We start from the raw sequence: 9,450 nt of genomic DNA on the forward strand, positions 1-9,450 counted from the left end.
ACAGATACATGCAAGCCATATCCATTCCAAAAGAAACCACCCGTGCCAAAAAGAACTTCCCAAATTCCCAGCTCAAGGCTAAAATGCCTTCTGTTTTTGAATGAAAGACCCAGATTTTATTTGTTACAAAAGCAAAAAGAACCGAACATATCCAAGAAATCGCATTTGAGATCGGCCAGCTCAGATGAAATGCTTGATAAGCCAATGTGAAGCTGACGATGTTTACAATCGTTGCTAATCCGCCGAAAAACAAGTAAATGAATACTTCCCAAAGGTTTTTTTGTTCTAAATAATTTCTAAATATCCGATAAATTTTCATGAGGACTCACTTTCTTATTCTTCTCTACCTATTGTAAGATAGCGAAGCTGCTATTAATAGTCAATTCTTTCTTTTTTTCTTTCTACATTTTTAGAGTTCATCTTGTTATTTCAAGCTTACTTCGCTACAATGGCTCTTGTATATAAAGATTGGAGCGATCACATGACTTTTCGTCAATTAATCAAAGGATCACTTTTTCGTTTCGAGGATCTAAAAAATGCCAGAACTACCCCCTTTTGGAAGTCTATCGTCTACCTCATCGGGTTAAGTCTCCTTCTAGCAATTCCAACTGTCTATCAAGCATTGCAAGTAATGAATCAAATTAAAGCAGACAGTTTGAAAATCGTAGACAAAATTCCAGATTTTAAGGTGGAAGATGGCGAGATCAAAACAACGAAACCAGAAAAAGGATTCATTTATCAAACAAACTCTATCATTTTGACTTTCGATCCTGAAGGCAAACGCACCCAGCAAGACGTCGAGAAGGACCTCGTTGGAAATTATTTCAGTATCGGAATGCTAAAAGATCAGGCTTTAGTCGTCTTACCTGACTACGGCGGTGTCAGCTCCGCTATGTTTGGTGATAATGTTTTGAAATTCTCCTATAAACAAGAACCGCTAAAAGGACTGACTGGTGACAAATTACGGACCGGCCTAAAAGATTTGAAGATGCCTGTTTGGACGCCGCTCGTTATGCTCTTAGCCGGTGTATACCCATCCTTTATCAATTTATTTGTCACCCTGCTCTTCGCAGCTATCGCAGGGATGATCGTCGCTAAATTACGCTTACGACGAATCACATTTTTTGAATGCTTCAAAACAATGATCTTTTGCGCCACGATCCCTACGATATTGGCTACCCTTATATTGCCCTTCCAGCCAAATTTTGATTCAAGTATCTTGATTACTTTTATCAGCTTATTCATCTTTTTACGTATTACTCAGTATTTTCCTAAAATCGAGTTGCCTACTAAGTAACTGCTTACGAGTCTGTAAGCAGTTTTTTTCTGCTATTTTTGTTAGAATGAAGCGAAGATTCCTAGAAAAAATCGAAAAGAGGAGATTCTTATGACAAAACCAATTATCTTTTTACAACGAACCTTTCGCGATGAATTTATTGACAACATTCAAGCGATTGCTCCAGATTACCAAGTCAAAACAGAATTGACAGATGAAGAGGTATCCTCTGTCGAAGTCTCCGTAGGCTGGTCGAAAGAACTGGCTGAGTCCTTACGTTCTTCTAGTCAATTAAAATGGGTGCAGTCGATCTCAGCAGGAGTCGATTATCTTCCATTAAAGGAGTTCTCCAATCAAAATATTTTATTATCAAATGGCAGCGGCATCCACGCCCTTTCAATCAGTGAACATATTATTGGCGTCTTGCTCGGCTATTATCGCGGGTTAAAACAATCTGTCAAAAACCAAGAAAAGAAAATCTGGGGGCAAGAATCGATTCACTATGATCAACTCTCCGGTAAAAATCTGTTGGTCGTGGGCACTGGTCACATTGGACAGCAGCTTTCTAAATCCATTCGCAGTCTCGGAGTAAATGTCTACGGCATTAATACTACTGGCCATCCTGCAAACGGATTTGTCGAAACCTATTCGATCAAAAACTTAGCCAAAATCGTTCATGAAATGGACATCGTCGTGGGTATCTTGCCAGGCACCCATGAGACCTATCACATTTTTAACAACGATATTTTTGAAAACATGAAAAAAACCGCTGTTTTTATCAATGTCGGTCGCGGAGACACTGTCCATACCAAAGAATTGACTCAAGCACTCGAGAATAAAGACTTCGCTTTTGCTGCCCTCGATGTTTTTGAGGAAGAACCCTTACCAACCGATAATCCCTTATGGAAAATGGAAAACGTCTTAATCACGCCTCATATCTCAGGAATGACCGTAGACTTTCAACGCAAATTCATGGACATCTTTTTAGCAAATTTAAAAAGTTACGTGGCCTCTAAAGAGCTCTCTGTAAATCAAGTAGAATTAGATCGCGGGTATTGATAAAAAAACGTCCCAAACTCAACTTGCGAGTTTGGGACGTCTTTTGTCAACAGGCTGACTAGAGCTTATTTCTCCAGCTTTTTTTCTGTCTCCTTGATTATATAAACAGGACGCTTTTTTGTTTCCATAAAAATTTTACCAATATATTTACCAATTATTCCGATGCAAAGCAATTGTACCCCACCGATAAAAAGAATAATCGTTACCAAGGAAGGCCAGCCAGCAGTAGGATCACCAAACAATAAGGCCCTCACAATGATGAACAGCATTGCAATTCCCGATACTACACATGAAAATGCGCCGACAAATGAAGCAATATTCAACGGAGCATCCGAAAAATTGACAATACCATCAATTGAATAATTGAATAAATTCCAAAAAGACCACGATGTTTCTCCAGCCACACGCTCCTGATTTTCAAACGAGATATACTCCGTCTTAAAACCAACCCAGCTGAATAATCCCTTAGAAAAACGATTATGCTCCGTCAGTTCCAATACGGCATCCACCATTTGTCGCGTCATTAAGCGATAATCACGGGCACCATCCACCATCTCTGTCTCACTGATGCGATTAATCAACTGATAGAATTTCTTCGCGAAGAAACTACGAATTGCTGGTTCTCCTTTACGATCAGCACGACGAGTCCCTACACAGTCAACATCTGTGGTTTCAATCATTTCGATCATCTGCGGCAATAATTCCGGCGGGTCTTGCAGATCCACGTCCATTACAGCCACAAGTTTCCCTTTAGCAGCCTGTAAACCAGCATATAGAGCTGCCTCCTTGCCAAAATTTCTAGAGAAAGAAAGGTATCTTACAAAACTATATTCTCTAGCTAACTTTCGTAATACGTTCAACGTTTGGTCCTCAGAACCGTCATTAATAAATATATATTCGAAATCATAAGAAACTTTCTTTTTCACTTCTTCCATTTCTACAAAAAAAAGAGGAATCGCTTCCTCTTCGTTAAAACAAGGAACAATCACTGATATCATTCGATCCACTCCTAAACTTACTTAAAATCATACTTTGGTTCGTCCAGTTCAGTATCGTAATCAACCACCAGATCATACCCTTTGAAAAACCATTCGTCGGATTCTTCAATATAAAAGAGCTGATCGTCTCCTTTTGTTTTCACAAGTGGACTTTCTGGTGTGTCAACAGACATTCCTACTGAAAAGCCATCATGGACTTGTGTTTTCCCATAAACTTTTCCATAAAATTTGATTCCTTGACCATCTGCTAATTCAAGTTCCTTTTTGAACCATTCTTGTGCTTTGGGTGTTATCGTTAATTTCATCTAAATGTCTCCTATCCATTCATTTTCTCATCGAGGTAATCGACATCTTCATCGCGGCCAATCACTACTAAATGATCATCTTTTTGTACGACTTCTTCTGCCGAAGGTGTCACGATTGGGTCTTGTTTATCCCGCCGGATCGCTACAACGTTCAAGCCAAAGCGCTGGCGAAAATCTAGTTCCTCCAATGTCTTCCCGTAAAACTTTCGATTGGTCACATTGACTTCCGCCAGAGAGAACTCATCAGAAAGCTCAAGGTAATCCAAAATATTTTTAGACACGAGATTATGGGCGATCCGTTGACCCATATCACGCTCAGGGTGAACCACGCGGTCCGCACCGATTTTATCCAGCACGCGAGCATGGTATTCATTTTGGGCCTTTGCTAGAATGTTTGGAACACCCATCTCCTTCACCATGAGAGTAACTAAGATACTCGCTTGGATATCCTCACCAATTGCGACAATCACATGGTCAAAATTCCGGATGCCTAAAGAACGCAACGTCATCTCGTCCTGTGCATTAGCGACCACCGCATGAGTCGCAATGTTCATGTACTCATTCACACGGTCTTCACTACTGTCGATTGCTAAGACTTCTTGCCCTGATTCAACTAATGTGCGGCAAATACTTCCGCCGAATCTCCCTAAACCAATAATGACAAAACTTTGTTTCATAGTCTCTCCTCATGTATTGCTAGTGTAATTTCTTATAAAAAACCTTGATTTTGTTATTAAAACTCCCATTCTCAGTATAACAAAGAGCGGGTTAATAAAACAGAGAATGACTCTCTATTTTATCAACCCGTGTTTAAAGGCATATATAGCAGCTTGTGTACGATCTTCGACTTCCAATTTCGCTAAAATATTTGACACATGCGTCTTCACTGTCTTCAATGTAATGAAAAGTTCATCTGCGATTTCTTGATTGCTCATTCCCTGAGCGATCAACAATAAAATTTCCTGTTCACGATTCGTCAATTCCTCATGAAGAACATGTCGATTTCGATTCGATAATTGCTCCATCATTTTTGTCGTCACTTCAGGTTCCAGCACACGCTCCCCATTGTAGGTTTTGCGAATGGCATTAGCAATTTCATGCGCGGTAGAGGTTTTCAATAAATACCCCGATGCTCCCGCTTCAATGGCAGGATACACTTTTTCATCATCTATAAAGCTAGTCACAATCAAAATTCGTGCCTCAGGCCATTCCTTCAAAATCTTCTTCGTTGATTCAATTCCATCCATGACCTCCATGACTAGATCCATCAAGATCACGTCTGGTCGAAGCGCCATCGCCTTCTCATAGCCCTCCTCACCATTCTCAGCCTCCCCTACTACTTCTACATCTGATTGAATGGATAGGTAGGAAGAAACACCCAAACGAACCATTTCATGATCATCAACTAATAACACTCGTATCATCTTCTGCCTCCTAGCTTCTATTTTAATATGATCGGCATTTACAGCACCTTTTTAATAACATCAAACACTTCAAACTGGCGCTTGCCTTTACTTTATCATTCTACTGCTGGCGACGTTTCCTTTACAACTGGAACTTTTATCTCAATGCTGGTTCCTTGGCCCTTAAAGCTAATAATCTTAGTGGAGCCGCCAACTCCAGCAATCCGCTCACGAATATTGCGTAATCCGTAGCTTCCTGCATGTTCATCCTTTTCCTCAAACCCAACACCGTCATCGATCACGCGCAACAGAATATTCTGTCCAACAATCTTTAAATACACTTCTAGTTCATTCGCTTTGGCATGCCGCAATGTATTTGATAACAGCTCTTGAACTACTCTAAATAATTGATCTTCAATACTAGGGGAAACTTGAATGTCTTGCACGTCCCATTTCAATTGAATCTGAATTTTTGTTTGCAGTTCTTTTAATAATTGCTCGATTCCTTGACGCAGGCTCTTGCCTTCCAAGCTGATTGGTCGCAGATGAAGCAGCAACGCCCGCATTTCTGATTGTGCCGCATTGATGATATCTGCTACCATGGCTAACTGCTTCTTATAAGGCTCTAGCTCTTCTGAATGTTGAGATTGCTCATTTAACGCAGACATCATCATCATCGCCGCAAAAAGCTGTTGAGAGACCGAATCATGAAGTTCCCTTGCGAGACGATGCCGCTCTTCTTCTAGTATTTTCTCCTTAGCAGTGCCATCGACCATCTGCGGCAGACTGCTTAGCTGCTGCAGCTCTCGTGACATACTCACCAGCTTTTCTTTGATCCGTCTGATGTCATGGTCCACTAAAAGCATTTCCTTATTTTGTGAGATCGCCACATCCAAAGATGGCTGATCATAGTTTCCAGAAGCCAGACTTTGTAATTTCCCTTCAATCTTTCCTAATTGGCGCTTTTCTAAAATAGTCACTAAAAAATAAACCACTGCACTTACTGTCAGAGAAATCACAAGTATATGAAAGAACAATGGAATATAAAAAATTCGTGCGACAAATAATTGCGCAAACATTTGCTTTTTCCCGATCGCGTACATGTATAAGAACAGCGTTGTAAGAATCAATAAAAAAGAGATGAGTCCTGAATAAAGGGATATTTGTAACCGAGAATATTTTCCCATCATACACGAATCACCTCGACGTCCCCAACCAATGTATTGGTCACTATCTTCAATCTTCGGGGGCTTTCATCATAATCCTCACTATAGATCTTAATCGTTTCATTCCGAAGAACTTGTGTATCTTCATCAAAATCCACTTTTCCGTATAATGTCGCATGCTCAAAAAGAATTCCGATCCCATAGGGAACTAAAATTCGCGTGCGGCCAAATCCTTTACGAACGATTACGACACTGTCTTCTTTTGGTAACAATGTATTGCCTAAATCAACAATCGTATCGCCAGCTAAAATCGCTACGTTAATATCGTCCCATTCAAAAACCTGTGTTCCAATTCGATCGTTGCCGATCCAGTTCTGTTTTTTCCGCTCACCATTATGGCTCGTTGGATCTGTCGTTTCTACCATTACTATGCTTTTCTTATTCTTTAGGGAATGATTCGGTATAGAAATACCAGCAATCTCAAAGCCTTTAAGGCCAAGAAAGATCACAGCAAAAATCAACATCAGCCACGTTGCAGGACTATTCACCAGACAAATGATCAAGATGACAGAACCTAAAATCAACTGAAATTTCCCACGCCGATGCTTATGCATCGCCCAATAGATATTTAATACCCCAAAAAGCAACATGATCAGCATCGCTGGATTTGAAGATAGTTGCCACAATAAGAAAATTGCAAGTAAGGCTTCAATGACAATGAAAAAGCGCCATGGACTTTTCATTTATCTTTCCTCCCAACTTATTTTTAATTTATACCTTATTCTACTTTTTTTATACGCTGAATACTATCGGTCTAAGGTCGCAACCTTTTTCTTCCGAACGTAAAAGAAAAGAGGCGACCAGCGCCTCTTTCGTGTTTTTAGTTCTGTTTTACATTCACAATTTTAACTTGCATATTGCCGCCAGGCGTCGCAATCGTTACGACATCTCCAACGACTTTTCCAATTAATGCTTGAGCAATGGGGGAATCATTTGAGATCTTCCCAGTTAAAGGATCTGCTTCCGCTTTCCCAACAATCGTGTATTCCTCTTCTTCGTCATCCGGCAATTCAACGAATGTCACCGTTTTCCCGATTGAGATTTCATCAGAATCAACATTTTCATTGTCAATGATTTGAGCGAAGCGAATCATATTTTCTAATGTATTGATACGACCTTCCACAAAGGCTTGTTCATCCTTCGCAGATTCATACTCAGAGTTTTCAGATAAGTCGCCAAAGCTTCGAGCGATTTTAATTCTTTCAATGATTTCGCCACGTTTTACTGTCTTCAATTGTTCTAATTCCTGCTCTAGTTTTTCTTTTCCTTCTAGAGTCATCGGATAAGTCTTTTCTACCATTTTTCTTCTCCTTCAATCAACAAAATTACGAAAGGTAATCTTTTATAGATTTAATCCACAAAAGATTACCACGTAATGACTATAATGTAAATTGTTTATTTCTCTTTATTCACATATTTTTCGACCAGCTCCATATGCTCTTCGTACGTTTTCGCATAATACACTTTTCCAGTCGAAATATCTGCAACAAAATAAATGTAATCATTCTCCGTTGGATCAAGAACAGCAAGGATCGCTTCTTGACTCGGATTATCAAATGGACCAGGACCATAACCAGCGTTCGTGTATAGGTTATACGGTGAATCCACCTGTGTATCTTTGATCGTTACTACTTCTTTGTGTTCACCTAATGCATAAAGAATTGAGATATCCGATTGCAATGGCATCTGTTGATCGATTCGGTTAAAGAAGACTTGCGCAATTTTCTTGCGGTCGGATTGTGTAACCCCTTCTTTTTCAACTAAGGAAGCCAGCGTCATTACTTCTTGTACATTCAATCCTTTTTCTTTGATCTTACTATAGTAAGGCGTCAATACTTGGTTCGTTGTATCCACCATTTGAGTAACTAAATCTTCCAGACTTCTATTTTTGTGAACATTATAGGTTGCTGGGAACAAGTATCCCTCTAATCGATAACGTACATCCTTGGCGTTTCCTGCGTCTGTTAACAACTCTGGGTACTGATTCTTCAATTGGTCAAAGAATTTTTCATCTTTCATTACTTTGATGAAGTCTTCCTTCTTGAAGTCCGTCTTCTTAGCAATCAGACTAGCAATTTTATCAACATCGTAACCTTCTGGAACCGTCAATTTCGATGCATCATCCAATGGTTCTGCGCTACCGCCTTGTTGCAACTCTTTACTAATTTGATCCAAAGTCATATTTGGTGAAAATTGGTAATAGCCCGCTTGGAAATTCGTCAAATTCTTAAATTTTGTATAGAAGTTAAAGACCATACCATCTCGGATAACATCTCCATCTTCTAAGATATCCCCGATTTGGCGATTCGATGAGCCGCTTGGCACTTCAACCTGTACTAGTTTCTTGTCATTTCTATCTAATGGTTTTAAGCCAGCGCTCACGTAATTATATCCTGAGATGGCTAAAATCCCGGCAACGATCAAAATACCGATCGTCAATATATAAACAATTTTACGGACGACTCGATCCTCTTTGCGACGTTCTGCTCGTTTCAAGTTGCTCTCCTCACTTAGGTCCCCTTCAAATTCTTCGTCCATATGACGAAGTTCATCAAATTTCTCACCGATTCGATGGAAAATCGACGGTTCTTCTTCAACCTCTTTATCCTGTGTTGACTCTTTTTCAACTTTCGGGTTATCCGTTATAGATGAAATTACTTTCGTCGAACTCTTTTTAGAGTTTGGATGTTTCGTTGAAGTTGTTATTGTGTCCTTTTTCGAAGGGTCTGTCTTTTGATCTTTCTTTTCAATCGCTTTTTCTTCATCAACTATGCTTTGAGATGAAGCGGTGCTTGCTTTACGTACCCCTGATTTTTTCTCATTATTTGATGGGCTCGTTTCAGCTTTTTCTGCTTTATTTTTCGTTTCTTCTTTTTTAATTTCTTTCTCAGTCGGTTCAGTCTTCTGCGCAGAGGGAGATGTATCTTTCTTATTTTGTCTATTGCCAAATAAGCGCTCATAGGATGAAGCCAAATCATCATCATCGTGAGTATCTTTTTTTGCTTTCGAAGCTTCAGGTCTCGTGCTTTTTTTTGGTGGAGACGCTGTCTCACGATTTTTTCTGCCCTCTTCTAAAGCCCGCATAATCTGCTCTTTAAAAGATCCTTCTTCTGAGTGTTGGTTTTGATCCTCAGACAAAAAACAACTCCTCCTTACTTCATGTCATAACTTAAACCATTATAC

Annotated in this window: 11 protein-coding genes; 2 read left to right on the forward strand and 9 right to left on the reverse strand. The window is 39.7% G+C overall.

Features of this window, described 5'->3' with window-relative positions; translation table 11 throughout:
- The coding region (locus A5868_RS10485) for a GtrA family protein (RefSeq protein WP_087654155.1) at positions 1-319 on the reverse strand (319 nt) is incomplete at its 3' end.
- Between the two features lie 162 nt (positions 320-481).
- On the opposite strand from A5868_RS10485, the gene A5868_RS10490 reads away from it, so the two are divergent.
- Entirely contained in the window at positions 482-1,297 is an 816-nt protein-coding gene (locus A5868_RS10490; protein ID WP_086303531.1) for a DUF1189 domain-containing protein, read from the forward strand.
- Positions 1,298-1,387: 90 nt separating this feature from the next.
- Positions 1,388-2,335 carry a phosphoglycerate dehydrogenase gene (locus A5868_RS10495; RefSeq protein WP_086303530.1) on the forward strand — a complete coding sequence of 316 codons (948 nt, stop codon included), beginning with the start codon at positions 1,388-1,390 and terminating at the stop codon, positions 2,333-2,335.
- A 65-nt stretch (positions 2,336-2,400) separates the two neighbouring features.
- Here the strand turns inward: A5868_RS10495 and A5868_RS10500 are convergent, their stop codons facing one another.
- The 8 genes from A5868_RS10500 to mltG all read right to left on the reverse strand — a co-directional run bounded on the left by A5868_RS10500 (position 2,401) and on the right by mltG (position 8,805).
- Positions 2,401-3,333: a glycosyltransferase family 2 protein gene (locus A5868_RS10500; protein ID WP_086303529.1), complete on the reverse strand. Its 933-nt coding sequence runs from the start codon at positions 3,331-3,333 to the stop codon at positions 2,401-2,403.
- Positions 3,334-3,350: 17 nt separating this feature from the next.
- The gene (locus tag A5868_RS10505) at positions 3,351-3,638 is read right to left on the reverse strand and encodes a HesB/YadR/YfhF family protein (protein WP_086303528.1); all 288 of its coding nucleotides are present in this window, start codon (positions 3,636-3,638) and stop codon (positions 3,351-3,353) included.
- 11 nt (positions 3,639-3,649) lie between these two features.
- Positions 3,650-4,315 carry a potassium channel family protein gene (locus tag A5868_RS10510; RefSeq protein WP_086303527.1) on the reverse strand — a complete coding sequence of 222 codons (666 nt, stop codon included), beginning with the start codon at positions 4,313-4,315 and terminating at the stop codon, positions 3,650-3,652.
- Between the two features lie 114 nt (positions 4,316-4,429).
- On the reverse strand, positions 4,430-5,062 hold the full coding sequence (locus A5868_RS10515) for a response regulator transcription factor (protein ID WP_010780277.1): 633 nt from the start codon (positions 5,060-5,062) through the stop codon (positions 4,430-4,432).
- A gap of 95 nt (positions 5,063-5,157) precedes the next feature.
- The gene (locus tag A5868_RS10520) at positions 5,158-6,231 is read right to left on the reverse strand and encodes a sensor histidine kinase (RefSeq protein ID WP_010780276.1); all 1,074 of its coding nucleotides are present in this window, start codon (positions 6,229-6,231) and stop codon (positions 5,158-5,160) included.
- The gene (gene liaF / locus A5868_RS10525) at positions 6,228-6,950 is read right to left on the reverse strand and encodes a cell wall-active antibiotics response protein LiaF (protein WP_010780275.1); all 723 of its coding nucleotides are present in this window, start codon (positions 6,948-6,950) and stop codon (positions 6,228-6,230) included. Before liaF ends, A5868_RS10520 begins: the two co-directional genes overlap by 4 nt.
- A gap of 137 nt (positions 6,951-7,087) precedes the next feature.
- The gene (greA, locus tag A5868_RS10530) at positions 7,088-7,567 is read right to left on the reverse strand and encodes a transcription elongation factor GreA (protein WP_010780274.1); all 480 of its coding nucleotides are present in this window, start codon (positions 7,565-7,567) and stop codon (positions 7,088-7,090) included.
- A 95-nt stretch (positions 7,568-7,662) separates the two neighbouring features.
- Positions 7,663-8,805 (reverse strand): endolytic transglycosylase MltG, encoded by a 1,143-nt coding sequence (gene mltG, locus A5868_RS10535; RefSeq protein WP_044926532.1) that lies wholly within the window; start codon positions 8,803-8,805, stop codon positions 7,663-7,665.
- Between the last annotated feature and the right edge of the window lie 645 nt (positions 8,806-9,450).

The organism is Enterococcus sp. 12F9_DIV0723, from assembly GCF_002174375.1.
Taxonomy (GTDB): domain Bacteria; phylum Bacillota; class Bacilli; order Lactobacillales; family Enterococcaceae; genus Enterococcus_A; species Enterococcus_A gilvus.